The following is a 25,311-nucleotide window of genomic DNA, read 5'->3' as shown; positions in this document are numbered from 1 at the left end:
CGCCGGGACCGGTCGGCGGGGTCGTACGATCGCTGGCATGACCGGGCACATCACGGGGGCCGTGGCGGCCGTCGCCGACGAGTTGCCGGGGTGGGTGACGCTGCTGCGGGCACCGAACCCCGGCCCGATGACGCTCGACGGCACCAACACCTGGGTGCTGCGGGCCGGGCCCGGCGAGCCGGCCGTCGTGATCGACCCCGGCCCGGCCGACGAGGGGCACCTGGCCGCCGTCGCGGCCCACGGGCCGGTCGCCACGGTGCTGATCACCCACGGGCACCCGGACCACACCGAGGGCTCGCCCCGGCTGCGCGAGCTGCTCGGCGGCGCGCCCGTGCGGGCCGTCGACCCCGCGCACAGCCACGGCGGCCCGCCGCTGGACGCCGCCGCCGACCTGCGCCTCGACGGCCTCACCGTCCGGCCGCTGCCCGCCCCGGGGCACACCGCCGACTCGGTCTGCTTCCTCGTCGAGCGCGACGGCGAACGGGTGCTGCTCACCGGCGACACCATCCTGGGCCGGGGCACCACCGTCGTCGCCCACCCCGACGGCCACCTGGGGGACTACCTGACCAGCCTGGGGCTGCTCTCGGCGTACCGGGGGGTGCCGGCGCTGCCGGGGCACGGCCCGGCGCTGGCCGACTGCGGTGCCGCCGCGACCTTCTACCTGGCCCACCGCCGGGCCCGGCTCGAGCAGGTCCGGCAGGCGGTCGCCGAGGGCGCGCGGACCGCACCCGAGGTGGTGGCGCGGGTCTACGCCGACGTCGACCGCTCCCTGTGGTGGGCGGCCGAGTGGTCGGTACGCGCGCAACTGGAGCACCTGGGGGTCACCCCGGAGGGGGCGGAACGCCCGTGACCTGCCCGGTCTGCGGCACGCTGGCGGTACCGGGGGCCCGGTTCTGCCACAACTGCGGCGTCGCCCTGCCGGCCGCCGCCGGCCTGCCCAGCGCCGAGCGGCGGGTGGTCACCGTGCTCTTCGGCGACCTCTCCGACTTCACCTCCTGGTCGGAGGATCTCGACCCGGAGCGGGTCGGCGCGGTCACCGACCGGGTGCTCGCCGCCCTGGCCGGCGCGGTGAAGACGTTCGGCGGGCACGTCGACAAGCTCACCGGCGACGGGATCATGGCGGTCTTCGGCGCCCCCGTCGCCCACGAGGACGACGCCGAGCGGGCCGTGCGCGCCGCGCTCTCCATGCAGCGGGCGGTGCGTCGGGTGCTCGACGACGAGCGCGGCGGCGGCGCGCCGCTGGGCCTGCGGGTCGGGCTGAACACCGGCGACGTGATCGCCGGCATCCAGGCGGCGATCGAGTACACGGTCATCGGCGACACGGTGAACACCGCCGCGCGGCTGGCCGACGCCGCCGCCGTCGGGGCCGTCTACGCCGGGGGGCGCACCAGCGCGGCCACCCGGCACGTGGCGTCCTGGCGGGCGCTGCGCCCGCTGCGGCTCAAGGGCAAGCGCGAGCCGGTCGAGGCGTACGAGCTGCTCGGCCTGCTCGACGCCCCGGGCACCCGCTCGGGCCTCGGCGACGAGGCGCCCTTCGTCGGCCGGGAGACCGAGATCGGCCGGGTCGCCGGCCGGCTCGCCGAGGTCATCGACCGGGGTGAGCCCCGGGTGCTGCTGATGACCGCCGAGGCGGGGATCGGCAAGTCCCGGTTCTCCGCCGAGGTGGAACGCCTCGCCGCCGGCTACGACGTCGGCGCCGGCCGGTACGCCGCGCACACCGGCGCCCGGGTGCTCTCGGTGCGCTGCGCGGCGTTCGGCGAGCGCCGCCGGCTGGCACCCCTGGCCGACCTGGTCCGGGCCGCCGTCGGCCTGCCCGACGACCCGGCCACGGCGCTGCCCCGGCCGGCGGTGGAGGAGCGGCTGCGCCGGCTCGGCCAGCGTCTCGGCCGGCTCCGCGACGACCCCCCACCGATCGCCACCGAGCAGCTGCTGGCCCTGCTCGGCCACGCCGACCTGCCCGGCGGGAGCCCCACCGACCAGGGCGAGTGGGGCACCACCCCGCCGGCCGCCGACGCCGACGCCGTGCCGAACGCGGTGGCCGACCTGCTCAGCGCCCTGGCCGCCGAGACACCGCTGGTGATCATCGTCGACGACCTGCACGACGCCACCCCCGAGACGATCCGCGCGCTCGGCGTCGCCCTGTCCCGGATCACCGGGCCGGTGCTGGTGCTGCTGCTCGGCCGCCCCGAGCTGGTCCGCACCGCCGGGACGCTGACCCGGGTGGCCGACGCCGAGGTGCACGCGCTGCCCCCGCTGCGCGGCGCCGACGCCGCCCGGCTGCTCACCAGCTACCTCGGCGGCGGGAAGCTGCCGCAACCCGACGCCGACCGGCTGCTGGCCACCGCCCAGGGCAACCCGTTCTACCTCGCCGAGCTGGTCACCCTGCTGATGGAGCGGGGCGCGCTGACCGCCGTGGCCGACCGTTCCGCCCCGGCCAACGCCGGCTGGCGGCTGGCCCCCGGCTCGCTGGGCAGCCGGCTGCTCTCCCGGGACCTCGCCGCCGTGCTCGCCGCCCGCATCGACGCGCTGCCGCCGGACGCCCGCTCCGTGCTGCGGGACGCCGCCGTGGTCGGCGACACCGTGCCGGAGGAGACCCTGACGGCGCTGCGTGAGCAGCGCGCCGGGCGGGGCGACGGCCGGCCGGCCGCCGTGGTCGCCGTGGAGCTGGACCGGGCCGTGGAGGAGCTGCTGCAACGCCGGATGCTGCACCGGGTCCGCCACGGCTACGCCTTCGCCACCCCGCTGATGCGCGAGGCCGCGTACTCGGGGGTGAGCAAGGCCGAGCTGGCCGAGCGGCACGCGGCGCTGGCCCGGTGGGCCGCCCCCCGCGGGCCCGGCGCGCCGGCCGCGCCGGGCGGGTTCACCGACGCCGCCCGGGACGCGTTCGTCGCCGAGCACGTGGAGCGGGCCGCCGCGCTGGCCGACGCGGTCAAGCTGCGCCCGGACGCGCCGGCCCGCACCGTCGTCGGGCTGGGGGTGGCCGCGCTGGGCCGGGCCGCCCGCCGCTCGTTGCAGGTGGGGGAGCCGGCCGCCGCCATCGAGTACGCCGAACGCGCCGCCGAGCTGGCCCGGGGCGGGCTGCCGGCGGCCGACCGGGTGGTGCACGCCCGCGCGCTGCTGCAGATCGGCCGGCCCGCCGACGCGCTCGCCTACGCGGAGAAGATCGGCGCGAACGCCGGGGACGACGCGGGCACCCGCACCAGCGCGCTGCTGCTGGCCGGGCAGGCCCACCAGACCCTCGGCGACGCCGACCGGGCGGTGGCGTGCTGGCGGGAGGCGTTGCAGGTGGCCACCGACGGGGAGCTGCCGACGCTGCGCGCCTCGGCGATGCGCCGGCTGGGCATGGCCGACTTCGTGGCCGGGCGGCTGGGGCAGGCCAGCAGCCGGCTCGCGGCGGCGTACCAGGTCAGCCTGACCGCCAAGGACCGGCCCGGACAGGCGTGGTCGTTGCAGAACCTCGCCTGGGTGACCACCACCCGGGGCGACTTCGCCGGCACCGACGCGGTGCTCGGCCGGGCCGCCCGGCTCTTCGCCGAGCTGAAGGACCCGTACGGGCGGGCCTGGCTGCGCGGCACCACCGCGTTCGCCCGGCTGCTGGCCGGCCGGCTGACGGAGGCCCGCCGGCTCGCCCGGGTCTTCCTGCCCTTCGGCGAGCGGGTCGGCGAGGCGTGGGCCGTGGGGACGCTGCGCGCGGTGGAGGCGTTCGCGGGCGCGGAGCTGGGTGAGATCGCCGAGGCCGACCGGGCGGCCCGCCGGGCGTACCGGGACTTCGCCGCGATCTCCGACGACTGGGGGCGGGGCTTCGCCCTGGTGGGGCGGGCGGTGGTCGCCCGAGGGCTGGGCGAGCCGGAGCACGCCGCCGACCTGCTGGCCGACGCGATGGCGTACGCCGAGCAGACCTCGCACCCGCTGCTCACCGGGATGGCCGGCACCCTGCGCGGCTTCGTGGCGCTGGACCTGGAGGACTGCGAGACCGCCGAGCGGGTGGCGCGGGCGGTGCTCACGGCCGTCGAGCCGCACAACCCGCAGGCCCCCGCCCAGGTGGGCCCCCGGGTGCTGCTGGCCACCGCCCGACTGGCCGCCGGCGACCCGGCCACCGCCGTCGGGCTGCTGGCCCCGGTCGCCACCGCCGCCGCGAACGCGCCGTCGCTGCTCTTCTCCCGCCGCCAGACCATGGCCCGGTACGCTGCCGCGCTGCTCGCCCACGGCCAGCCCGAGCAGGCGCTGGACTGGGCCCGCCGGTCGGTGGCCGTGCCGGCGGAGGACGTGCGCAGCCAGGTGATCGCGGCGAGCGTGCTGGCCGAGACGCTGGCCGCCTGCGGCCGGCCCGTCGAGGCGCTGGCCAGCGCCGAGGAGGCGGTCCGGTTGGCGTACGCGACGGAGCAGCGCAGCGAACGACGGGCGGCGACCGCCCTGCGGCTGCGCCTGCGGGGCTAGGCCAGGCCGCCGGCCACGGTGGACGACGCGACATGGGTCGGTCTGCCGGTTCCGCCGATGCGGTCGCGGGCGGCACCGGCTACGGTGTGCTTTCCTGCACGACGGCCCCCCTGGGCGGCCGCGTCGGGTCCTGGGGAGGACTGATGAGGTTGCCGCGCTCCACCGCCGGCTGGACGATCGGGGTCTTCGGCGTCCTGGCGCTGCTGATGGGGGCGTTCGGGCTGCTCTGGCCGGAGGCGCAACTGCGGTCGCTGGGCTTCGAGGTGCCGCAGAGCCGGGCCGCGGGCGACTACACGGGCACCTTCATGACGGCCTCGTCGATGGCGTCGTTCAACATGGGCGTCTACTACCTGCTGGCCACCGCCACCGAGTGGCGGTCCTTCTACCGGTTCACGGTCTTCTTCCGGTTGGTCACCTTCACCGTTTTCACCATCGTCGTGGTGGCGGACATCGCGCCCGGCCGGTTCTTCGCGGTGGCCCTCTGGGAGGGCCTGGGCGCGGTCGCCACCGGGCTAGGCCTGTGGTGGGACGCCCGCCGGGCGGCAGCGGCCCCGTCCGACGCGCAGCCCGACGGCGCGGCAGCGACGGCCGGCGTCGGCCCGGCCGCCGACGCGGACCGCTGAGCCGCCGGGCCGATTGGGTATTTTCGAACCCGTGACCGACACCTCGCCCGGCGCCCGGCGGCCACCCCTCGTGCCTGGCCTGACCGATTTGGAGGTCTTCGCCCGGGGTGGGTACGCCACCGTCTACCGGGCCACCCAGATCTCGGTCGGCCGTGAGGTCGCCGTCAAGGTGGAGAACCGCACCCTGGACAACGACCGGGACCAGGCCCGCTTCCTGCGGGAGGCGCGGGCGGCGGCGAAGATGTCGTCGCACCCGCACGTGGTGGACCTCTTCGACGTCGGGGTGACCGTCGACCAGCACCCGTACCTGATCATGGAGCTCTGCGACGGGTCGTACGCCGAGCGGATGCGCACCTCGCCCCTGGACCCGGCGGAGACCCGTGACCTCGGGGTGAAGATCGCCGACGCGCTGGCCCACTCGCACGCCAACGGGGTGCTGCACCGCGACGTCAAGCCGGCGAACATCCTGTACTCGCACTTCAACTCGGCGGTGCTGGCCGACTTCGGGCTCGCCGTGCTGGCCGAGGTGCGCGACGCGTCGGTCACCCTGGAGGTGCTCACCCCCGCGTACGCGCCGCCGGAGGTGTTCAACCACAGCCCGCCGACGCCGGCGGTGGACGTCTACTCGCTCTGCGCCACCCTCTACGCCGTGATGCACGGCCGGCCGCCGCGTTGGCAGTCGGAGCGCAGCCCCAGCCTGGTCACCGTGCTGGAGATGTTCCACCGGCCGCTGCCCGGGCTGCCCGGCGTGCCGGAGGAGCTGATCGACGTGCTCCGGGCGGGCATGGCGAACGACCCGCAGGCCCGGCCGTCCGCCGTGGAGCTGGGCGGCATGCTCGCCGCCCTGCCCCTGGACCCGCCCGGCGCGCCGGTCAGCGGCGCGCCCGTCTCCGGCGGCCAGTCCGGGCCGGCGGGCGGCGGCACCCGCAAGCCCGCCGCCTCCGGCAGCCTCTACGGCACCGGCGGGCTGTACGGCACCGCCCAGCCGGCCCGCCCCGCCCCGCGTCCCCCCGTCGAGGACCAGCACCCGACCCAGCCGACGACCTCCGGCCAGCCTCGGCGGCGACGCTGGTTGCTCGGCGGCGCCGGGGTGCTGGCGTTGGCCGCCTCCGCCAGCGCCGGCGCCTGGATGGCGGGTGGCGCGCCGACCGGGCCGACGCCCACGCCGACACCCAGCGGGGCCGTCGCCTCGGCCGCCGCGCAGCGCTGGGGCGCGCTGCCGGGATGCGTGACCGGCTCGCCCGGCGTCACCAAACTGCCGGCGGGCGCGCGCTGCGTCGCCGAGCTGGAATGCTTCGGGCCGGTGCGGGTGCGCGGCGCACGGGCGGAGGCCCAGCGGCTGCCCTGCGACGGCCGGCACACCTGGGAGACGTACGCGGAGGGTGAACTGCCCGCCGCCCTGGCCGGTGCCGGCTACGACCGGGTCAAGGCCGACCCGGCCGTGCTCGGGGTCTGCAACCCGGCCACGTTCCGGCTGACCAGCGGCATCGCGTACACCGCCGGCTGGCACCTCGAGGTGCTGCCGCCGGACGGGTCCACCGTCGACCACAGGTACCGCTGCCTGGCCGGGCGCGGCGTCGACCGGCTCTACGAGCCGACCCTCACCGGCCGCTGACCCGCCCGTTCACCGCTCGCCGCCGACCGGTTCCCCGGGCCGCCCCTCACCGGCCGCCGACGCCGCCCGCGCCCTGGCGGCGTTCCCGGACCGCCCGCAGCGCGTCCCGGCTGTCCAGCGCCTCCAGCGTGTCGGCGTCGACGTCGCTCAGCCCGCCGGTCCGCTGGGCCGGCACCTCCGCCGGCCCGTTCGCCGCGCGCTCGCGGGCCTCCGCGCGGCGCTGCCGCGCCTCGGCCACCGACACCCCGGCGACCATCACCAGCAGGACGCAGAGCAGGGCGAGCACCACCGCCAGGAAGCTGCGCGGACGCCACCAGATCAGCGCCACGAGCAGCGCGAGCGCCGCCGACGACGCGGCTACCGCCACGGCGCGGGCATCGGGGCGGAGGGTTCGGGTCACCCGTCAAGGATGTCGAAGCCGCCGCGCCTGTCAACCGCCCCACCGACCCGCTCGGCCGTCCGCCCACGACAGCCGGGGTACGACGGCGCTCGGGCGTCCGTCGTCCCGCCGGAGCCGGCTGAAGGGGTGACCACGCTGGTGGTGGCGGACCGCTACTGTCGGTGGCCCGCAGATGCAGCAGATGCACCGGTCAGCGAGGTCGCCGATGAATCAGTTCCTCACCCGGTCCCGGGTCCGCTCGGTCGCCACCACCCTGGCGGTCGCGTTGACCCTGACCTTTGCCGCCGCCGCCGGCTACGACAGCCAGCAGGAGCCGCCGTTCCCCTCCGTGAAGGAGATGCTGAGAAACACGCACATCCACGACCAGCCGAAGTTGAAGATCGGCGTCTACACCGACAGCCCTCTGCTGGGGGAGCTGCGGGACGGCAACTACAGCGGGTTTGATATCGAGATCGCCCGCTACATCGCCGACGAGCTCGGCTACGGCGCCGAGAGAATCGAATGGGTTCCGGTGGCGACCGCAGACCGCATTCGCTACCTGCAGGACGGGAATGTCGACCTGGTGGTCTCCAGCTTCTCGATGACCGAGGAGCGCGAGAAGCAGGTGAGCTTCGCCGGGCCGTACCTGGTGACCACGCCGGAGACGATGGTCCCGAACCGGCTCAGGGACAAGATTCGCACCATCGAGGACCTGCGCGATCCCAAGTACAAGGTCTGCAGCAGCGGCGGCTCGACCACCGAGGTCGAGCTAAGGAATCACCAGATCAAGGTCCACCCGGAGAAGACGGTCGGCGATTGTGTCAGGGGCATCCTCGATGGACGCTTCGACGCGGTCAGCTCGGACGAGACCATCCTCGCCGGCTTCCTCTCCGAGCACCCGAAAAAATTTACGATCATCGACATGCCCTTCGGGGCCAGCGAGCAGATCGGCGTCGGGGTGCCGATGAATGATCCGGTGCTGCGTGACCTCGTCGCGTTCTTTCTCTACAAGAGCTACCAGCAGGGGCGGGGGGAGCAGCGAACCAGTCCCTGGACCATCGCCTACAACCAGACGCTCGGGCCGTGGCTGCGGGTGCCGAAGCGCCAGCCGCCGCCGATGAACCCACCGAAGCTGGTGGACGTCGACGAAGAGGCACCCCGGTGATGACCGTCCCGCCCGTTCCCGACGACGTCGACGCCGGGCCGCCGAGGCCCCGGCAGGGCACCGTCGATGACGCGGAAGCGGCCGGCGGCCCGCCGCCGAGGCCCCGGCAGGGCACCGTCGACGACGCGGAGGCGGCCGGCGGCCCGCCGCCGAGGCCCCGGCAGGGCACCGTGGACGACGGGCCGCCGACGCCCCAGCCCGTCGATACTCGGCACCTGGACGAGCGCCGGGCCCGCGCCAGCCAGTCCTTCTGGGCTGCGGTGGTGGCCGTGCCTGCGGTCTTCTTGGTGCTCCGGCTCGGCGTGGAGGCCGGCGGGGAGCTCCAGACCACCCTGCTGTTGGTCTCCAACGTCGGGCCGACCAACCTGCTTGCCGGCTTCCTCACCACGGCCGCCGGGCTGCTCGCCACCGGCCTGGTCGCGGTCTTCGCCCTCGGCGCGGTTCTCGGAACCAGCGTCGACCATCTCCCCGGCCACCGTAGGCCGCTCTTCGTCCGCTGGGCGGACATCACCCCGGCCTGGTTCGTGGTGGCCAGCTTCCTGCTCGCCCTGATCACCTGGCCGCTGCTCTACCTGCCGCTGCTGTTGCCGGCGTTGGTCGCCGCGTTCCAGCTCCACGTGCGGCGGCTGCACGACCTGCCGGTGGTCCGGGCCCTGATCGTTGCCGCCATCTTCGGCGGATACCTCTACTTCCTCGCCCCGACCCTGCTCGACGCCGCCAAGCAGGGTGAGCTGCTGGTCATTGTCCTGTTCGTGGTGCCGCCGCTGCTCGCGCTCGGCATCGCCGGGCCGCTGCCCGGCGCGGTGATCCGGCCGCTGGCCTCGATCACCGAGGCTGCCGTGTTGCTCATGCTGGTCTGGGCGGCGCTTCCGGTGATCAGCACGCCGGTGCTGCCGCTGACCGCCATCACCGTGGAGACCGGGCCCACCACGACCGAGGACGTGCGCGGCTACGTCGTCACCGTCGACGACGTGAGCATGGTGCTGCTCCTGGAACAGGGCGGCGTGCGGTTCGTGCCGATCGGCCAGGTGAAGGCGCAGGTGCTCTGTCCGAGCGAGACAAAGTTTCCCCGGCGCCAGCTGTGGGTGCGCCACTTCAACGTTGAGGACTCGCTCTTGGAGGGGCGGGGACGGCGGCTCCGCGATAAGCCGGAAAGCCCCGCCGCCTGCCTGCCGAAGGGCTGAGCTTACTTTCAGCGGTCGAGGCCAACGTGAATCATGGTACGGAACGGCCCCTCCAGGGGCCGGAATTCACCAAGATCTCCCTTGTGGAGTCGGGCCGTCTACCCCTATTGCTGATCTATTTATTTCGATGAAGCGAAGCTAGCGTGTGTCGCATGCCAATCGCGAACGAGGGGCGGCGGGTGCCGCGCCGTGCACTTCTTCTCGGCACCGCCGGAGCGTTGACGACCCCGCTGCTGGGGTCGTCCCTGCTCGCCGATCCGGCTCGTGCCGCCGGCTCCCCGTCCGTCGCGGGAGGGCTGTCGAAGGAGAGCTTCAGCATCGTCGTGCTGCCCGACACGCAGTACGCGGTGCGGGGCTTCCCGGCGTCCTTCACGAAGCAAATCGAATGGATCAACGCCAACCGCGACAGCAGCTACAACATCCGGTACGTCATCCACGTCGGCGACGTCGTCAACAACTCCGACGACGCGGGGCAGTGGGAGTTCGGCCGCACCGGCATGAACTCGCTGCTGGCCGGCGGCGTGCCGTACACGATCGCGGTGGGCAACCACGACGTGACCGGCGCCGAGGACAGTCGCAACTTCAGCCAGTTCAACACCCACTTCCCGTACAGCAGGTTCGCCACCCTGCAAACGGCGGGCGGCAGCTTCCCGGCCAACACCTACACCACCAACTGGCACCGATTCAGCGCGGGCGGCACCGACTGGGGCATCATCTCGCTGGCCTGGGACCCCAGCGCCGCGGAGATGAACTGGGCCGGCGGCATCATCGAGGCGAACCCGAACGTCCAGTTCATCATCAACGTCCACTCGTACCTGCGGGCATCGACCGGCGACATGTCCCCCATCGGCGTGAAACTGTGGAACGGCCTGGCCAAACTGCATCCCAACATCGTGATGGTGACCTGCGGCCACACCGGCGGGCACTCCCGGCACCTGCCGCAGACCGGCGTCAACGGAAACACCGTCCACGGCCTGCTCACCGACTTCCAGGACCCGGAAGACCCGGTGGCCAACAGCTACCTGCGGATCATGACGTTCCGGCCGGCCACCGGCAAGGTGGAGATGCGCACCTACTCGCCGCGATACGAGCGCTGGCTGACGGACAAGTTCAACCAGTTCACCATCTCCGGCTTCCCCTTCAAGCCCGGCGTCCCGCGCGTGCGCCGCTGGATTCCCGACCCGACCGTGCGGGACGCGTGGGGGCTCACCCCGGCCGACCGCTGGGACCTCCCGGTGGCCGAGTGCGACAAGTACCCGCAGGCCGCCGACCTGCCCGCCACGCCCCGGCTGATCCGGGTCGCCGGCACGTCGCCGGTCTTCGTTCGGGACGGCGCGCAGAAGCGGCGCGTGGTCAACCCGCGATCGTCGGCCGCCTGGCGGCTCTCGGAGGCGGCCGTCCGGGAGATCACCCAGGCCCAGGCGGACGCGATCCCCACCGGCCCGACGTGGCCCGCCTACCCGTACATGGTCGGTGCCATCGGGCTGGGGGCGGCGTACATCCTGGACACCCAGTGACGAGTCTGGGCCGCTGCGCGTCGCCGCCGTGCCGGTGAGCTGACCGGGTAGCTGCGCTATCTTGCCCGCCATGAGATCGATTCATGTCGTCGGGCTCGTCGTGGTGGCGGTCGTCGTGCTGCTCGCGGCTTGGTTGATCAGCGTCTACAACAAGCTGGTACGCATGCGTAACCAGATCGACGCGTCCTGGTCGCAGATCGACGTGCAGCTCACGCGGCGGCACGACCTGATCCCGAACCTGGTCGAGAGCGTCAAGGGATACGCGTCGCACGAGCGCGGCACCCTCGAAGCCGTGGTGGCCGCGCGCGGCGCGGCCATGGCGCACCCCGGCGCCGACGCCGGCCGGGCCGACGCCGAGGACGCGCTGAGTCAGGCGCTGGGTCGCCTCATCGCGCTCGGGGAGGCGTACCCGCAGTTGCGGGCGAACGAGAACTTCGCGGCGCTGCAGGCCGCGCTCGCCGCCACCGAGGACAAGATCGCCTACGCCCGGCAGTTCCTGACGTACGCCGTGCAGCAGTACCACACGGCCATCGAGAGCTTCCCCACGAACCTGGTCGCCGGCCCGCTCGGCTTCCGGCGGCGGGAGTTGTTCGAGGCCGCCGGCACCGACCGCGCCACCGTCGCGGTGAGCTTCTAGGCCATGCCCGACCTCATCCTCGCCGGGGCCTGCGTGGGGCTCTGGCTCATCGCGTACGCGGCATGTCGGGTGGCCACCCGCCCGGCGCGGCCGGTCACCGGGCCGGCCACCATGGACCTGGGCCCGGAGCCCCCCGCCGTGGTCAGCATGCTCGTCGACGACTGGTCGACGAGCGCGGCCACGGCCGAGTCGACGCTGCTCGACCTGGCCGCCGCACACCGCTTCGAGCTGCGCCAGCCGGACGCCGACCCCTACCGGACCACCATCCACCTCGCTGCGGGCCGCCCGGACCGTCCGGACCGTCCGGGCGAGGAGGGGCTGCGGCCGTACGAGCGGCAGGTCCTCGACCGGGTCCGCGGCCTCGCCGTCGACGGGGTGGTGCCGCTGACGGCGCTGGCCTTCCGCGACGAGAAGGAGGCCAAGACCTGGCACAGGGCGCTGCGCGCCGCCGTGGTCGCCGACGCCCGCGCGGCGGGGCTGTCGGAGCGCCGGTTCGGCCGGACGATGATGACGGCGCTCTACGTCGGCGCGGTCGCGGTCGGTGTGGTGTGCGGCCTCGTCGCCGTGTACCGCTCCCACCTCACCTGGACGTTCCTCACCGTCCTCCCGGTGAGCGCGGTGCTCGCGGGCCTGGTGCAGCGCATCGGCGAACGCGGCACCCCCGCCGGGCTGGCCGCCGCCTCCCGCTGGCTCGGGGTGCGGAGCTGGCTGCGAAGCCACGAGCAGTTCGCCGAGCTGCCGCCGTCGGCCGTGGCGATGTGGGACCGCTACCTCGCGTACGGTGCCGCGCTGGGCGTGACCCGCCGCGCCAGCGACGTGATCGACCTCGACATCGGCAACCGGCGCGACCTCTGGTCGTCCTACCGTGGCGGCTGGCGCCGGATCCGGGTGCGCTACCCGCGCGGGCCCTGGTACGGCAACACCACGGCCGCCCAGGTCGTCGTGGCGGCGCTGATCCTGGCGGCGGGCGCCCTCGCCCTGGTTGCCACCGGCCGCACCGGCTGGTCCTCGCTGCCGGGGCACCTGCTGATCGTCGCCGGCGTCTGCATGCTGATCCGCACCGTGGCAGACCTGACCCGTTCCGTGACCGTCACCGGCCAGGTGCTCGCCCGCCGCACCTGGCGGGCGAACGACAACCACCCGCACCTGGACTACCTGGTCGTCGACGACGGCACCACCGACCGGACCACGGCCTGGGGCCTGCCCAGCGCATGGGGCGACCGCTGCCGCGACCGCGACGTGGTGACGATCACCGCCCGCCGGTGGAGCCGGCGGATCGTCGCCGTGACCCGACACTCGCGTCCGGCGGACGCACCCGGCGGCGAGTGGACCAACCCGCCGGTCACGGACGTCTTCGGCGAGGTCCGCGAACCGCAGACCGCCGGCCCGCTTCCGGTCTCCGTCGAGGACGTCGCCCGGCTCGTCGGCCAACCCGTACGCGCCGAACGGCAGCCACGGCGCGTCGACTTCCGCTCCGACGTCGACAACACCATCGTGCTGAGCGCCGCCTGGGCCGGCGGCACGGCCGGACGCATCGCGTGGAGCGCCAACGCGCGCGGCACCACGACCGCGCTACCGGGACTGGGCGACGGGGCGTACGCCAGCGGCAACCGGGTGGTGCTGCGGGTCGGCGACAGCACGCTGGTGGTCACCGCGCTCGGCAGCGGACGGGTGGGGACTTCGCACTTGCCGTGGCTGCTCAGTCGATGCGACCGCGCCGCTTGCGTCTGACGTGCGTGACCTGCGTGGCGGGAGGTGCAGGACTGCGTGACGTGCGGCCCGTACGACGACACCCACGCCAGTTTGTGTGACCTGGACGGGCGCGCGCCCATCTCCTTGACGTACGGGATGTCTCGTGAAGGTGAGGTGGTGAGCGTGACCTATCACGCGGACCCGAACAGGACCGACCTGTCGGCGGTGGTGGACGCGGCACGCCACGGCGACCAGGCGGCGGTGGACGAGCTGGTCGCGCACTACCTACCCCTGGTGTACAACATCGTGGGCCGGGCACTGAACCGGTCGACGGATGTCGACGACGTGGTGCAGAACACGATGCTGAGCGTCGTGCGGGGGCTGGCGGGCGTCCGCGATCCTCGGCTCTTCCGGTCCTGGCTGGTGGCCGTCACGATGAACGAGGTCCGCGCCCACCAACAGCACCGGCGCAGCACCCCGGCGCCGCCGGAGGACATCGACACCCTGGCAGCCCCGGGCTCCGACTTCGAGGACCTGACCCTGACCCGGCTCGGCCTCTCCGATCAGCGCCGGGAGGTCGCCCTGGCCACCCGCTGGTTGGACGACGACCACCGCCACCTGCTGTCCCTGTGGTGGCTGGCCGAGGCCGGTCACCTCTCCCGCGCCGACCTGGCCGACGCCCTGCAACTGGACGCGCACCACGTGACCGTCCGGGTGGCCCGGATGAAGGCGCAGTTGGACACCGCCCGACTGGTGGTGCGGGCGCTCGCCGCCCGGCCCGGCTGCGCACTCCTGCTCGACACGGCCGCCGACTGGGACGGCCGACCGGCCCCGCTGTGGCGCAAGCGGTTGGCGCGGCACATCCGGGCCTGCCCGTACTGCCCGGAGGCCACGGCCGACCTGGTCCCCGCCGAGCGGCTGCTGGCCGGCCTGGCGCTCACCCCCCTCCCGCCCGGCCTCGCCTCGGACGTCGCCCACCGGGCGTACACCGCTGCCGGCCTGTCGCGCGGCGCTGCCCCGGCGGGCGCGCGGGCGATGACCTCCGGGGTGCGGCAGAAGGCCCGCGTCGCGGCCCTGTCCCTGCCCAAGAGCCTGCTCGGTGCCGTCGCGGCCGTCGCCCTGGTCGCCGGGGGAGGGCTCTTCCTAGCCGGGTACGGCGACGGGCCGGGGCGGCACCCGGCGAGCGTCACGGACGCTCAGGTTCCCCTGGCCCAGCCCTCGACCCCGATCACCGCATCCCCCTCCGAGGCCGCCGAGTCAGCGCTCCCGTCGCCGTCCCCGAAGGCGTCCAAGGCATCCCCGACCCCCTCGCGGGCGCGCCCCACCCCCACCAGGTCGGCGACGCCCACCAGGTCGTCGAGGCCGACCAAGGCACCCACCAAGCCCGCCGGTACGTCGACCGGCGTCTCCGCCGCGGAAGCGCGTCTGCTGGTGCTCCTCAACGAGCGGCGCCGCGCGCTCGGGTTGTCACAGGTCAAGCTGGGCGCGGCGCAGCACCGCGAGGCGGAGTCCTGCGTGAAGCGGAACCTGGACGGGGGCACCTTCGAGCACTGCGGGCACGAGGTCCTCTTCGCCTCCTCGGGCAACTCGTCACCCGAGCAGATGATGGAGGCCTGGTTCAACAGCCCGGGGCACAGGACGGCCCTGACCTACACCGGCTCCCGCTTCGCCGGCCCCGCCATCGTCTGGAACGGCAAGCGCCAGATCGCCGCCATCAACATCGACTACTGAGGGCCGCACGCCGGGGTGGCGCGACGCCGCCGGTCAGTGGCAGAGCAGCGTCACGTTGACGAAGAGGCTGCACGAGGCGATCGTCGTCAGCGTGATCGCGCCGGCAGCCCGCAGCGCGACGTCGACGGAGCCACGCCCGCGTCGGGTGACCGGCAACGCTTGTTCCACGACGACCAGGAGCGCCCAGCCGAAGAGCAGGGCGGTCAGGTAGAGGTCCCAGGCGGGGTTTTCGAAGGCGCTCGCGTTGCCGTTGCCGCCGTAGTTGGGGCAGTCCTCGAAGCGGGTGATCGGCCGGAGGAGCGCCAGCAACGCGAGGAGGACGGCCCCGCCGAGGAGACAGGCCCGGAAACCGCTGAGGCGGGAGGGCCGCCGACGGTCCTTGATCACCGGCCCAGGGTAGTGCGGGCCCGCGGACCGTCCGGCGGGCGGCCGATCGCCGGTATGACCTCAGCAGTAAGGGCTGCCGAGCGGATAACGGTTCGGTGTGGCCGCTTCCTCGATGCCCTGGAAGTCGTCCCGTAGCGCCCAGACATGCTCGTAGCCGGCGTAGCCTCCACCGAGTGAGGTGCCGTCGGCAGCGTTTCGACTGCGTTCGACGCAATTCGTCGGGCTGAAGGAAAAAGGGTGACCATCATTGTCGATGATGGCGAACTTTGCCTGGTCGCCAAGGTAATAGTCGATGCGGATGTCGAAGGACACCGCCCATCGCGTGACCACTGAACGGATTACCAGGACGTCCTCGACGGCATCCTTGATCGTGATGGTCTTCTTCTGGAAAAATGGCCCGCCAGGCCGAAATTCGAAGCCGCCGTCCCTGCTCTCAGCGATTCGGGCCTGCGGCTCGACCTCGTCGAAGTTGAACATCATCTCCAACGTGTTTCCCGAGTCCTGAGGCGGGACAATGAGAAGCGTGCCCGCGTGCGGCTTGGTGCGGCGGATGTTGACGGGCTTAACGCTGCTGACTCGGATGGGCTGGTTGCGGCGACCCTCGAGCGCCAACCGTAAGGTCTGCTCGGGGACGTCGGCACCGCCGGCAGCCCGTAGTTCTTCCGCCAGCCGGTCCAGGGTGTAGCCATCGGCAGCGGAGTTCTCGAGCGACCATTTCTCCAGGAAACTCCGCTGCTGAGGTGTCAGACCGGCGCCGGCTGGAAGCGCGATGACCCAACCCCCGTTCTCGTGGGTGACGGTGTGGCGAAAGTCGTCCTTGAACCCTGCGGCTTCCCGAACCACGTCTTTGGCTGCGCGGCTGTCGACAGCCTCCGGCCCGACCCACGTCACCAATCCCGCCACGACAGCAGCGACCACAGTTGCCATCACGCCGGCGATCCAGATCAGGGTGGGCTTGCTCAGGCGCTGCCATCGAGGATCGGCAGCGCCCTGCTCGCCCGGTTCAGCCGGCCGCTGCGGCCTGCCTTTGCGTGCCCCTGCCCTGGACTTCTTCCGCGACATCCGGCCCTCCCGCGCCCGCACCTGCGCCCAACACCGACGAAATCTCGTCTGCCTATTGGGTCCCGAATGCGGAGGGTACACAAAGCGTTCACACCTGCGATAGCGCTGGGTTAGTTGCCCGATACGGCTGTTCTGTGCACCGGGCGGGCCGGCTGACTGCCACAAATGCGCCTCGCTCGGTGCCCCAGCCGCCGATCCTAGGCGCGCGACCGGGATCTGCGCGGTCGTGGGTGGGGTGCCGGGAAGGGCTTCGTCCGGACGGTCAGGCCCGCTGGTTGTACGTAGATGGTGCGTTGGGCGACGGCTTCGCCGTTGTCGTCGAGTTGGTAGCCGTCGAGCCAGATCCAGCGGTCGTAGGTGATCCAGTCTTTGCGGACGCGGATGAGGCGGAAAAAGATCGGTTTGACGAATTGGACGCTTGCCGCGCTGGTGACGTGGAGGACCGTGCCGGCGCGGAGGTCGATCATGGGAGCCAGCCGAGGAAGCGGCGGTGGAGGGTGCCGGCGGGGGCCCAGCTGATGTCCTGGCTGGCGGCGACGTAGTAGGCGTTCATGTAGAGGGCCAGGGCGACCGGGGAGGCCGCGAACTCCTGGAGCAGTTCGTCGCGGCCGGTGGCGCAGGGCCAGGGGGCGGAGCAGGTGGCGCAGAGCCAGACGGGTGGGACGGGGCCGTGTCGGGTCACTGGTCCTCCTCGCCCGGCCAGTGGCCACGGCGTATCGGGATCTTGTGTCTGTGTCGGCAGGGCAGCTCGTTGCCGCACCTGCAGACGTACCGCCAGCGGGTCCACGACCAGGCCGGCCGGTGTCGGCGGGCGAGGGTCATCGCGACGGCGACCAGGTACTCGATGTAGGTGACGTGCCGGGGCATCCATGCCTCCTCGGGTGAGGGGGCGTGGCAGCCGTGCCACTCACGGTCATCCGACCACCACACCCAGTGGCCAGAAAACACGGTGAAACTCCGTATTGCAATGTTTCATTCGGGGTGAAAGGTCGCTAGCCTTTCATCCTGAAAGGCTCCATTGCTCACGGTGGTCGAGAGGTGGTTACATACCGAGCGCAGGTGTCGCCCGGTATGTAGTCACAGGAAGGCAGGGGTCAAGTGACGACGGATACCGGCTCGACAGTCCCAAGGCGGCAGCTCGGGCGTTACCTGCGGCAGCTTCGCGAGGAAGCGCGCATGACGGTCAAGGCGGCGGCCGACGCGTTGGAGTGGTCCACGCCGAAGATGTGGCGGATCGAGACCGGCGCGACGTCCATGCGGTCGCTGGACGTGGAAGCCATGTGCAGGCTCTACGGAGCGTCACCGGAAATTACCGAGGCGCTGATGGGCCTGGCGAAGGAGACGAAGGCGCGCGGCTGGTGGCACTCCTACGGCGACGCCATCCCGGAGTGGTTCGAGCTGTACGTGGGCCTGGAAGCCGGCGCGTCCCGTCTTCGGAAGTACGAGCCGCTGCTTATCCCCGGTCTGTTGCAGACCAAGGCGTACGCCACTCAGGTCTACGAGGTCGGACGCCCGGACATGACGGCCGACGAAGTTGATCGAGGCGTGGCGGTCCGGCTCGGCCGCCAAGCCCTGCTGACGCGCACCATGCCGCGCGCCCCGCAGGTCGACGTCATGCTCGACGAAGCGGTGCTGCGGCGGGGTGTGGACGCCGAGCAGCTTGAACACGTGGTCACCGTCAGCCGGCAGCCGAACGTGTCCGTGCGGGTGATCCCGTTCGGCGTGGGCCTGCACCGTGCCGGCATGGCGAACGGCGCGTTCACGATCCTCGACTTCGATCGAGGTAACGAGCCGTCAGTCATCTACTCCGATGGTTTGACCGGCGCTCTCTACCTCGACAAGCCCGCCGAGGTCGCGGCCTACGAGGCGGTCTGGTCGGCCATCGAGAAGAAGGCTCTGAGCGAGGCGCAGTCGCGCAAGCTCATCGCATCAGTCGCAGGGGAGTAGCAGTCATGACCACGTTTCAGTGGAAGAAGTCCAGCCGCAGCAACGCGGGCGGAGACTGCGTTGAGGTTGCGAGGCCACACCAAAGCATTTTGGTGCGCGACAGTAAGGATTCCGATGGGCCAACGCTGTCCTTCACCCCCGGCGGATGGGTTGGCTTTGTGCGAGGCGTTAAGGCCGGGAGGTTCAGCTTGTAGTGCTGAACCAGCCGAGTTGGGTCGCTGCTGCTGGGCATGCGCTGGGCGTTACCGTCGCTCCTGTCCTTACGGCGGCGCTGAAAGTAGGAACTTGGAAGGCCGCCGCGGAACGACAGGAGCCCTGACTGGGGAGGTGAGTGGGCAGCCGGCGCGGCCGCCAAGCAGTCTGCGGGACGTAGGTATGACGCAGGCCGCAGGGCCGGACGTTTCATCGAATCGCCGACGGTAAGGAAACTGCACTATGCCGGCGGCAGGAGCCAGCCGTGTCACCTAGGCTAGGAGGGCGGCGAACTGCATCGAGCCCGTACTCAGCTCGAGGTCTGGCTGTGGGCGGCGGGTAGTTGCGGGACCCACCAGAGCTGTTGCTCCGGGCAGTACATGCCGGCGGGGCTGCAGTGAGGGTAATCGTTACCATCCACAGGCTCCGGGTCGTCGCTGGCCTTGCGTGCCCCGACGACGGTAGCGTGCATGACCGTGACCGCCGCTGACCCTGCCCCTACCCGTAAACCCAGGAAGCGCGAAGGGTACGGCGTGAAGCTGGTCAGAGGCCCATTCGTGCGGCTGGCCCCCCATCCGGGAAGCTGCGAGGACGCTGCCGATCTACTCGCCCACGCGGCTGCTGTCCGAGGTGCAGGGAGACCTTTAGCCGCAGACCTCTTCAGTGGCGCGGGTGGCTTGAGCCTCGGTCTGCAGAAGGCCGGCTACGAGGTCGTGCTCAGCGTTGATCACGATGTGGAGGCGGTTGAGACGCACCGGCATCACCATGGAGGTCTCAGCGTCAACTGGGACTTGGGCGATCCTGCGGTGATCCGCACGGTTGCTGATCTCGTGCGAGACTGCCAGATCGAACTGCTCGCCGGTGGTCCTCCATGCCAGCCGTTTTCAAAGGCAGGCCGGTCGATGATTCGTCATCGGGTCCGCTATGCGGAGCGCGACCCGTACGACGAGCGTCGGGACCTGTGGCGGTCGTTCATCGAGGTTATCCGGCTCGCCAGGCCGCCGGCGGTGCTGATGGAAAACGTTCCAGACATGGCGCTGGATAAGGAAATGTTTATTTTCCGGACGATGGTCCATGAGCTGGAGTCGATGGGCTACGCCGTTCAGGCCCAAGTGGTCGACACGTGGCGGTACGGGGTCCCACAGTTCCGGCAGCGCTTGATCGTGGTCGCCCTAGCCGACGGCGCACGGTTCGACTGGCCGCCGCATGCGATCGAGCGGGTGACGGTATGGAACGCGATTAGCGATCTTCCGCCGGTGGAGGGTGGTTGGCGTCCTGAGGGCGGTGCCGAGGGGTGGACCGATTACGCGGAGCCGACGACGGAGTATCAGCGCAGTATGCGGGCTGATGTGACGGACGCTGACAAGCGCAAGGTATTCGACCACATCACTCGGCCTGTTCGTGAGGATGACGCCCGCGCGTTCGAGCTTATGGACGCCACTACCCGCTACTCCGACCTCCCTGAGGAGATGAGGCGGTACCGCGACGACATCTTCGATGACAAGTACAAGCGCCTCGACGAGGACGGCCTCTCCCGGACGATCACAGCTCACATCGCGAAGGACGGCTATTGGTACATCCATCCTCGGCAGGGCCGGACGCTGACCGTGCGGGAGGCAGCCCGGTTACAGACCTTCCCCGACTGGTTCAGGTTCGCCGGACCACCGTCGGCGGCGTTCCGTCAGATCGGCAACGCGGTGCCACCGCTGTTCGCCGAGCACCTGGCTGGCGCTGTTCGCCGGAGCATCTCCGCCGCGCGGCCAGCGGAGACCTCGACACGGGAGGTTGCGGCATCGCTCGCCGGATGGTTCGACAACGCTGAGGTCCGTGGCCTCCCCTGGTTGCGGGCGACCACGAGATGGCAGGTGATCCAGGCGGAGATGCTGCTGGACCGCGCCTCCGTGGACGTCGTACGTCCGCTCTGGCCGCTGCTCGCGAGGTGGACATCCCCGCAGGCCACGGTGCTCTCAGAGGCGGAGCTGGGCGAGATCGGGCGGTGGACAGGCAAGGAGGTCCGTGCGGGACGGATTATTGAGTTGGCAGGACGGCTGGCCGACAACCCGATGGTCCTCGACGACGACGCCGGGCTTCGCAGTACTCCTGGAGTACATGAGGCGTTGGCGGATCTGGCGATCCTCGTCGTGCCCCGTGCGGGTGAGGACGAATCGGAGGAGCCGGTCCTGTCCACGAAGGGCGTGTTGCGGGTAGCTGCCCGTTACCTCGGTGAGCCGGTCGATCGGAGAAATCGGCTCACCGACGGTCGGCTGGCCGTAGCTCGCATGATTGGTGACGACAGCGACGCCCGGAAGGCGCATCTGGGTCTCATCGAGCTGGCCAACACACTGTGTCGGCCGGTCGAGCCAATGTGTGATGCTTGCCCGCTGCAGAAGGTGTGCCGCAGCAGTCAGGCCGGAAGCCTCCGGCTCTTCTGACCGGCAGATGCCCGGTCATCCTGCGGGCGGCCTCAGGCCTCCAGGCCGAGAGTTTTCAGCACGTCGGGCGACTGTTCTCTTAGTACGGCGGCGATGCGCTGCCAGGCGGCCCATTCCCCGGCCTGCATCGCTGCGGCTCGTAGAGCGAGTCCGGCGATGGCGGCGGTATGCGTGGCGGCGCGGATCTCAGGCGGGGTACCAAGACCAGCGGGCATCGGCCGCCGCGTTGCTGTCGGGGTGCGGGCGGTTTTGCGGTAGGCGTCGTTGGCATATATGCACAGCTCATTGATCGGCGCTTCGAGCATCTGGCGGAGCTGGGCGGGGATCGCAACCCGCATCTTTGCAACGTTAATGTTAAACGCTGAATCGAGGCCGGTGCCGAAGTCCACGGAGGCCCGTGCGAGCTTCGTATGTTCATCAATGCCGCGGATGCCGCCCCAACCGCCCCACTGGACGAGGCGGTCGGCCCGGTAGATATAGAGGCCCTGCTGGCGGTTCCAGTTGAGCGGCCCGGAGTGTCGTTCGAACTCGCCCGGGGAGCTGAAGCCGTCACGTGAGGGCAGGATGTAGCGGTTTAGGGTCACGTGGCCGCTGGCGTTACCGAGGGATACCTCAAAGCGTTGGCGCGGCAGTTCCTGTCGGGCCGATTCGCCCAGCGCAAACGGGTTCCAGGCACGGACCTTCTGCCCGTTGACGGAAATTATTACCTGTCTGCCGGCGGCTGTGCCTTCGATGAAGCGGTGGAACACCATCCCGAGGTGCTCGGCAGTGCGGGTGGCAAGCGTCTCGATACGCCGTTTCGCCCAGCCGCCTTCGGGCCGGCGCTCCGGGAGAACCCGGTCGAGGCTCCGCCAGAGCACCACCGTGCCGGTGCCCTCGGCGAGCCACTTCCGGGCACGGATGACGTCGGGATCGGCCCCGGGGTCGACGATGACCCACTCGTCCCATTCCTCGACGATGTCGAGGTCGAGGCTACGGGCAGAGGTACGGAAGACCCTCGGTGTGCTTCGCGTGATCACGGTTACCGACCGGCACTGCGACAGTGACGCGGTCTTGAGCCCGAGCCCGTACCGACCGAGGTCTCCATCGGTGTAGCCCCGTCGTGATCCGAGGCGGAGGGCCTCGATGAGCGCGCTGGGTGTCATGCCTGAGCCGTCGTCGGTGATGAAGACCCGTGAGTCGGCACCGTCGAACTCGATGCTGATGTCGACTCGGGTCGCTCCTGCGGCGATGCTGTTGTCAATGATGTCGGCCACAGCGGTGGGGAACTCGTAGCCGATGTCGCGCAGGGAACCGGTCAGTCTCGCGGCCGAGGGCGGCACCTGAAACCATGATCCGGCCGGCATCGGGTTCCTCCCTGGTTCACGGCGACAGCTTCAGGACCAGGATGTCACACATGACGTGGTGATCTTGTACCGAGTTCCGGTGCCTGCCGTCTCCGCTGCCAGAGTGCCTCGACGTGGTCCGCGACATCCACGGGGTCCTCGTGTTCCCAGAAGTGCGCGACCGTCCAGCCGAGTGCGGAGAGCTGTTCGTCCTTCTCGCGGTCACGCTGCACGTTGCGCTGCAGTTTCGCGGCCCACCACGCGGAGTTGTTCTTGGGTGCGGTCCCGTGCAACGGGCACGCGTGCCAAAAGCATCCATCGATGAATACGGCGAGCTTTGCTCTGGTGAAGGCGATGTCGGGCCGTCCGGGTAGCAGCCTGTGGTTGACCCGGTACCGCATCCCCCGACGGTGCAGTTCGCGGCGAACGAGGAGTTCTGGGCGCGTGGAGGTGCGTGGCATCCGGCTCATCTGCGCTGACACCAGTGCGTTTAGAGGTGGCGGTCGGCGACCGGTGGAGGTCAAAGCGCCCTCCGTCGCGGGTGACGCGCCTTCCGGCCGTCCGGATGAAATTGGTGGCCCCGTGCCAGCCATGATGCTCCAATCGTCCGGCGTGGACTCCGATTCATGTCTACATCGAAGTCAGCCGAACGGATCAAAGGCTCGGGTCGGCGTGCGGCAGCGCAACCGGCGGGTTGCCCGGCGGCCCGGCCCAGGCCCGACCCGGACAGGTGCCGGTTGCGGTGCGGCGACCACCAGCCTATGTAGTAAGGGGCGATCCGGTACGTTGAAGGTCGTCGTGACACCGGGACACGGAGCCTCCCGGATTCAGCCGTCGGACGAATAGGCTGGAGAGCCCTGTCACCCCTGCCGACTACCCCCATGCCCCGCCCGGCAACCGCCCCTCGTCTCGGAAGACTGCACGATGTCTGAATTTTCACCCCTGGCGGTCCTATCCATAGTGACGGTCGTGTGCGCCCTACTCGAGTCGAATCATGCCTGACGTGGACGTGAGCGCATTCGCGCACACCCTCATCGAGGACGTCCGGGCACAGGCGGATGCCGACGGTTGCGACCTGGCCGAGGCGTTCGCACGGATGATGCTGGACCAGTTCAGCCTGGACGGCTACACCGAGGATGCAACTGTCGTCATGCACCGCGACCACGGAGTGGAGATCAGCGGCTATGGGCTCTCCTCCGATGACCGGTGCCTGGATCTGTTCGCGACGGCATACAGTCCGCGGGCGGACGAAGCACACAAAATCAACCGTCCCGAGTTGGACGCGGTGACCCGGCGGCTGCAGAACTTCCTGCTGAGGGCGGTGCCTGGCACGCCACGTCGCAGGAATCCCTCATCTGAGGTGCTCGGTATGGAACGGGCCGTCGCGGAGAAGTTCCACCAGGTCGACCGGATCCGCTTCATCATCGTCACCAACGCCCGCAGTGTCGTGCGCGAACCCGCCATGACAAAGGAGATCGAAGGCCGCCAGGTCGTCCGGGAGCTGTGGGACCTGCGCCGCCTGGCCGCGTGGGCGGCGTCCGGGACCCAGGCGGAACCCATCATCGCCGAGTTTCCTGACGGTTTGCCGTGTCTGACTGCACCGTTGACGGACGGGGACTACTCGGTCTTTCTGTCCATCGTGCCCGGTGCAGATCTGGCCGCGTTGTACGCCGAGCATGGCGGTCGACTGCTCGAGCTCAACGTGCGGTCCTTCCTGCAGACGAAAGGCGCGGTTAACAAGGGCATACAGGATACGCTGCGGACCACACCCGGCCGCTTTCTCGCCTACAACAACGGCATTGCGGCCACAGCGGCTGAGGTGGATCTAGAACGAAGTTCCAGCGGACAGACCGTCATCCGGCGGATTTATGGCCTACAGATTGTCAACGGCGGCCAGACAACCGCGTCGATCCATTACGCGCGCCGCACCGGTATCGCGGTGGACAATGTGCATGTGCAGATGAAATTAACCGTTGTATCCCCAGACCGGCTGGACGAAATTGTTCCCCGCATCTCCCAGTACTCGAACACTCAGAACAAGGTCACTGCATCCGATCTGCGCGCCAACAACGGCTTCCACATCGAAGTGGAGCGGATCATGCGAACGCTCCTCGCTCCGCCCGGTCCGGTACACCGCTCCGACACCCACTGGTACTACGAGCGGGCGCGGGGCCAGTACGCCGACGCCATCGCCAGGGAGCCGACGCCGGCACGGCGGGCAGCCTTCCGCGCGTTGAACCCGCCCGACCAGAAGTTCGACAAGGCCGATCTGGCGAGGTTTGAGCAGGCGTGGGAGCGTCTACCCCATCTGGTCAGCCGTGGGGGTGAAAAAAACTTCGTTCTCTTTCAGGGGCGCCTCAAGGACGAGCCGGCCACGGTGGACAAAGTTTACTGTCGCAGGCTCGTGGCGAAAGCGATCCTGTTTCGCCGCACCGACCGGATCGTCCGCGATCAGAATTTCGGTGGATATAAGATAAATATCGTGGCCTACACGATCGCGTTCCTTGTTCATGCCACCCGTGGCCGCATAGACCTCGACAGAATTTGGCGTGACCAAGACCTTTCGTCGGCACTGAGGGGTGCGATTATCGAGGTCGCAGTGCTCGTCCAGAAGGTGATCACATCCCCACCAGACGGGCGCGTCCATGTCGGAGAGTGGACGAAGCGGCAGGAGTGCTGGAACGCGGTCCGCGACCTGGACTGGCAGCCCTCCACGACGCTTGAGGCGGAGTTGGTTGACGTCGACACCTATACCGATGACCTGCAGCTCATTCAGGGAACTGTCGCTCAGGATTGGTTTGACCTCGTCGAATGGGGGCGTTCAACCGGAAGTTTGGACGGCGCTGATCAACGCACCGCCGCCAATATTGCCGAGGCGCTCCGCGAGCGGTGGACACCCGCAGGCAGGGACGTTCTCGCTGCGGTACCGCTCATGCGCCGAGCGCGTCGGCGGGGATTCCGGCCCATCGCCGGTTTTTGACTCACG

22 protein-coding genes are annotated in these 25,311 nt (G+C 70.7%); 14 read left to right on the top strand and 8 right to left on the bottom strand.

The features are described 5' to 3' along the window. The first annotated feature begins 37 nt into the window (after positions 1-37). The 4 genes from ACLQ2V_RS03815 (at position 38) to ACLQ2V_RS03800 (ending at position 6,675) form a co-directional block, all read left to right on the top strand. Positions 38-850 (top strand): MBL fold metallo-hydrolase, encoded by an 813-nt coding sequence (locus tag ACLQ2V_RS03815; protein WP_425716903.1) that lies wholly within the window; start codon positions 38-40, stop codon positions 848-850. After that, the gene (locus ACLQ2V_RS03810) at positions 847-4,437 is read left to right on the top strand and encodes an adenylate/guanylate cyclase domain-containing protein (RefSeq protein ID WP_425716902.1); all 3,591 of its coding nucleotides are present in this window, start codon (positions 847-849) and stop codon (positions 4,435-4,437) included. The genes ACLQ2V_RS03815 and ACLQ2V_RS03810 overlap by 4 nt, the downstream gene beginning before the upstream one ends. Before the next feature lie 143 nt (positions 4,438-4,580). After that, a complete protein-coding gene (locus ACLQ2V_RS03805) occupies positions 4,581-5,060 on the top strand; it encodes a hypothetical protein (RefSeq protein WP_425716901.1) in 480 nt (159 codons plus the stop codon). Positions 5,061-5,091: 31 nt separating this feature from the next. Then, on the top strand, positions 5,092-6,675 hold the full coding sequence (locus ACLQ2V_RS03800; protein WP_425716900.1) for a serine/threonine-protein kinase: 1,584 nt from the start codon (positions 5,092-5,094) through the stop codon (positions 6,673-6,675). A gap of 46 nt (positions 6,676-6,721) precedes the next feature. Here ACLQ2V_RS03800 and ACLQ2V_RS03795 read toward each other — a convergent pair whose 3' ends face one another. Further along, entirely contained in the window at positions 6,722-7,075 is a 354-nt protein-coding gene (locus ACLQ2V_RS03795; protein ID WP_425716899.1) for a hypothetical protein, read from the bottom strand. 205 nt (positions 7,076-7,280) lie between these two features. Here ACLQ2V_RS03795 and ACLQ2V_RS03790 point away from each other — a divergent pair, with 205 nt between their 5' ends. From ACLQ2V_RS03790 to ACLQ2V_RS03765, 6 genes are all read left to right on the top strand, one after another. Continuing rightward, on the top strand, positions 7,281-8,219 hold the full coding sequence (locus ACLQ2V_RS03790; protein WP_425716898.1) for a transporter substrate-binding domain-containing protein: 939 nt from the start codon (positions 7,281-7,283) through the stop codon (positions 8,217-8,219). Next, the gene (locus ACLQ2V_RS03785) at positions 8,219-9,403 is read left to right on the top strand and encodes a hypothetical protein (protein WP_425716897.1); all 1,185 of its coding nucleotides are present in this window, start codon (positions 8,219-8,221) and stop codon (positions 9,401-9,403) included. The genes ACLQ2V_RS03790 and ACLQ2V_RS03785 overlap by 1 nt, the downstream gene beginning before the upstream one ends. Before the next feature lie 152 nt (positions 9,404-9,555). Then, positions 9,556-10,920: a metallophosphoesterase gene (locus ACLQ2V_RS03780; protein WP_425716896.1), complete on the top strand. Its 1,365-nt coding sequence runs from the start codon at positions 9,556-9,558 to the stop codon at positions 10,918-10,920. Positions 10,921-10,990: 70 nt separating this feature from the next. Continuing rightward, a complete protein-coding gene (locus ACLQ2V_RS03775; RefSeq protein ID WP_425716895.1) occupies positions 10,991-11,557 on the top strand; it encodes a LemA family protein in 567 nt (188 codons plus the stop codon). A 3-nt stretch (positions 11,558-11,560) separates the two neighbouring features. Then, positions 11,561-13,288 carry a DUF2207 family protein gene (locus ACLQ2V_RS03770; protein ID WP_425716894.1) on the top strand — a complete coding sequence of 576 codons (1,728 nt, stop codon included), beginning with the start codon at positions 11,561-11,563 and terminating at the stop codon, positions 13,286-13,288. A gap of 138 nt (positions 13,289-13,426) precedes the next feature. Continuing rightward, complete coding sequence (locus ACLQ2V_RS03765; RefSeq protein ID WP_425716893.1) at positions 13,427-14,980, top strand: sigma-70 family RNA polymerase sigma factor; 1,554 nt, start codon at positions 13,427-13,429, stop codon at positions 14,978-14,980. Between the two features lie 33 nt (positions 14,981-15,013). Here the strand turns inward: ACLQ2V_RS03765 and ACLQ2V_RS03760 are convergent, their stop codons facing one another. From ACLQ2V_RS03760 to ACLQ2V_RS03740, 5 genes are all read right to left on the bottom strand, one after another. After that, positions 15,014-15,367: a hypothetical protein gene (locus ACLQ2V_RS03760; protein WP_425716892.1), complete on the bottom strand. Its 354-nt coding sequence runs from the start codon at positions 15,365-15,367 to the stop codon at positions 15,014-15,016. A gap of 60 nt (positions 15,368-15,427) precedes the next feature. Continuing rightward, a complete protein-coding gene (locus ACLQ2V_RS03755; RefSeq protein WP_425716891.1) occupies positions 15,428-16,429 on the bottom strand; it encodes a hypothetical protein in 1,002 nt (333 codons plus the stop codon). A 197-nt stretch (positions 16,430-16,626) separates the two neighbouring features. Further along, on the bottom strand, positions 16,627-16,896 hold the full coding sequence (locus ACLQ2V_RS03750) for a hypothetical protein (protein WP_425716890.1): 270 nt from the start codon (positions 16,894-16,896) through the stop codon (positions 16,627-16,629). Continuing rightward, entirely contained in the window at positions 16,893-17,111 is a 219-nt protein-coding gene (locus tag ACLQ2V_RS03745) for a hypothetical protein (RefSeq protein ID WP_425716889.1), read from the bottom strand. Before ACLQ2V_RS03745 ends, ACLQ2V_RS03750 begins: the two co-directional genes overlap by 4 nt. Beyond that, the gene (locus tag ACLQ2V_RS03740) at positions 17,108-17,296 is read right to left on the bottom strand and encodes a hypothetical protein (protein ID WP_425716888.1); all 189 of its coding nucleotides are present in this window, start codon (positions 17,294-17,296) and stop codon (positions 17,108-17,110) included. Before ACLQ2V_RS03740 ends, ACLQ2V_RS03745 begins: the two co-directional genes overlap by 4 nt. A gap of 231 nt (positions 17,297-17,527) precedes the next feature. On the opposite strand from ACLQ2V_RS03740, the gene ACLQ2V_RS03735 reads away from it, so the two are divergent. From ACLQ2V_RS03735 to dcm, 3 genes are all read left to right on the top strand, one after another. Beyond that, a complete protein-coding gene (locus tag ACLQ2V_RS03735) occupies positions 17,528-18,376 on the top strand; it encodes a helix-turn-helix domain-containing protein (RefSeq protein WP_425716887.1) in 849 nt (282 codons plus the stop codon). A 5-nt stretch (positions 18,377-18,381) separates the two neighbouring features. Continuing rightward, positions 18,382-18,570 carry a DUF397 domain-containing protein gene (locus tag ACLQ2V_RS03730; RefSeq protein ID WP_425716886.1) on the top strand — a complete coding sequence of 63 codons (189 nt, stop codon included), beginning with the start codon at positions 18,382-18,384 and terminating at the stop codon, positions 18,568-18,570. 468 nt (positions 18,571-19,038) lie between these two features. Beyond that, positions 19,039-21,000, top strand: a complete 1,962-nt coding sequence (gene dcm / locus ACLQ2V_RS03725) for a DNA (cytosine-5-)-methyltransferase (RefSeq protein WP_425716885.1) — start codon at positions 19,039-19,041, stop codon at positions 20,998-21,000. A 32-nt stretch (positions 21,001-21,032) separates the two neighbouring features. Here the strand turns inward: dcm and ACLQ2V_RS03720 are convergent, their stop codons facing one another. Both ACLQ2V_RS03720 and ACLQ2V_RS03715 read right to left on the bottom strand, forming a co-directional pair. Then, positions 21,033-22,346 carry an ATP-binding protein gene (locus ACLQ2V_RS03720; RefSeq protein WP_425716884.1) on the bottom strand — a complete coding sequence of 438 codons (1,314 nt, stop codon included), beginning with the start codon at positions 22,344-22,346 and terminating at the stop codon, positions 21,033-21,035. A 44-nt stretch (positions 22,347-22,390) separates the two neighbouring features. Further along, positions 22,391-22,807, bottom strand: coding sequence for a very short patch repair endonuclease (locus tag ACLQ2V_RS03715; RefSeq protein ID WP_425716883.1), 417 nt, complete (start codon positions 22,805-22,807; stop codon positions 22,391-22,393). A gap of 512 nt (positions 22,808-23,319) precedes the next feature. Between ACLQ2V_RS03715 and ACLQ2V_RS03710 the strand changes: the two genes are divergently transcribed. Beyond that, positions 23,320-25,305: an AIPR family protein gene (locus tag ACLQ2V_RS03710; protein ID WP_425716882.1), complete on the top strand. Its 1,986-nt coding sequence runs from the start codon at positions 23,320-23,322 to the stop codon at positions 25,303-25,305. Positions 25,306-25,311: the final 6 nt, after the last annotated feature.

The organism is Micromonospora sp. DT233, assembly GCF_049841815.1.
Taxonomy (GTDB): domain Bacteria; phylum Actinomycetota; class Actinomycetes; order Mycobacteriales; family Micromonosporaceae; genus Micromonospora.
The sequence above is the reverse complement of the archived record's forward strand: the minus strand, read 5'-3'. Positions and strand labels throughout refer to the sequence as shown.

What these genes read in the sequence shown, in the direction of transcription:
- ACLQ2V_RS03770 (WP_425716894.1), top strand. Translation starts at nt 11,561, where the DNA reads ATGCCCGACCTCATCCTCGCCGGGGCCTGCGTGGGGCTCTGGCTCATC.
- ACLQ2V_RS03775 (WP_425716895.1), top strand. Translation starts at nt 10,991, where the DNA reads ATGAGATCGATTCATGTCGTCGGGCTCGTCGTGGTGGCGGTCGTCGTG.
- ACLQ2V_RS03730 (WP_425716886.1), top strand. Translation starts at nt 18,382, where the DNA reads ATGACCACGTTTCAGTGGAAGAAGTCCAGCCGCAGCAACGCGGGCGGA.
- ACLQ2V_RS03805 (WP_425716901.1), top strand. Translation starts at nt 4,581, where the DNA reads ATGAGGTTGCCGCGCTCCACCGCCGGCTGGACGATCGGGGTCTTCGGC.
- ACLQ2V_RS03750 (WP_425716890.1), bottom strand. Translation starts at nt 16,896, where the DNA reads ATGATCGACCTCCGCGCCGGCACGGTCCTCCACGTCACCAGCGCGGCA.
- ACLQ2V_RS03815 (WP_425716903.1), top strand. Translation starts at nt 38, where the DNA reads ATGACCGGGCACATCACGGGGGCCGTGGCGGCCGTCGCCGACGAGTTG.
- ACLQ2V_RS03785 (WP_425716897.1), top strand. Translation starts at nt 8,219, where the DNA reads ATGACCGTCCCGCCCGTTCCCGACGACGTCGACGCCGGGCCGCCGAGG.
- ACLQ2V_RS03710 (WP_425716882.1), top strand. Translation starts at nt 23,320, where the DNA reads ATGCCTGACGTGGACGTGAGCGCATTCGCGCACACCCTCATCGAGGAC.
- ACLQ2V_RS03755 (WP_425716891.1), bottom strand. Translation starts at nt 16,429, where the DNA reads ATGTCGCGGAAGAAGTCCAGGGCAGGGGCACGCAAAGGCAGGCCGCAG.
- ACLQ2V_RS03780 (WP_425716896.1), top strand. Translation starts at nt 9,556, where the DNA reads ATGCCAATCGCGAACGAGGGGCGGCGGGTGCCGCGCCGTGCACTTCTT.
- dcm (WP_425716885.1), top strand. Translation starts at nt 19,039, where the DNA reads ATGACCGTGACCGCCGCTGACCCTGCCCCTACCCGTAAACCCAGGAAG.
- ACLQ2V_RS03740 (WP_425716888.1), bottom strand. Translation starts at nt 17,296, where the DNA reads ATGCCCCGGCACGTCACCTACATCGAGTACCTGGTCGCCGTCGCGATG.
- ACLQ2V_RS03720 (WP_425716884.1), bottom strand. Translation starts at nt 22,346, where the DNA reads ATGCCGGCCGGATCATGGTTTCAGGTGCCGCCCTCGGCCGCGAGACTG.
- ACLQ2V_RS03790 (WP_425716898.1), top strand. Translation starts at nt 7,281, where the DNA reads ATGAATCAGTTCCTCACCCGGTCCCGGGTCCGCTCGGTCGCCACCACC.